Raw genomic sequence first — 507 nt, forward strand, 5'->3', positions numbered from 1 at the left:
GTGCGAACTAAAGCCCTGGCAGGGCGCACAGCCGATCAAAATCAGCGGCAGCTCAGCATCATATCCCCATTCAGCCAAGGCGGAATCGAGCTCCGCTGGCTTCGTTAGCTCGCAAACGTCCAGCTCGAGACACGGACGCCCGATCATCCTCCGGTATGTCGCTGCAGCGTGACGGTCTACGTCGAGGCCGCCCAGCAGCCGGTATTCGATGTCTTCTGTGCTCGCGTGAAGAAATCCGTGCGACATGCCACCGCAGCCCGAGAAGAGATCGATTACTTGGACGACAGTCCGAGCGCTATTCATCTGCTTGATCCGTGTCATCACAACTTTGCCTTGTTTTTCACGCGCGCATCAGCGCTGTTCTTTCGCCGAGGCGTCTTGGCTTCGCGGTCCAGATGCTCTCGAATGAGGCGGGCCGCTAACGTCGATTTCTTGAATCCTCGCTCCTGACAGAAGGCCGTAAATCGAGCCTCCACATCGTCATCGAGCAGAACGGTCAGGCGCACG

At 58.2% G+C, this 507-nt stretch carries 2 protein-coding genes; both read right to left on the bottom strand.

The window, feature by feature from the left end; all coding sequences use genetic code 11:
- The coding region (locus tag AC2JF9_RS08465) for a DNA cytosine methyltransferase (protein WP_500726893.1) at nt 1-321 on the bottom strand (321 nt) is incomplete at its 3' end.
- A partial coding sequence (locus AC2JF9_RS08470) for a hypothetical protein (protein WP_500726895.1) occupies nt 321-507 on the bottom strand: 187 nt, incomplete at its 5' end. The genes AC2JF9_RS08465 and AC2JF9_RS08470, both read right to left, overlap by 1 nt.

It is taken from the genome of Lactobacillus sp. C449L, from assembly GCF_059900815.1.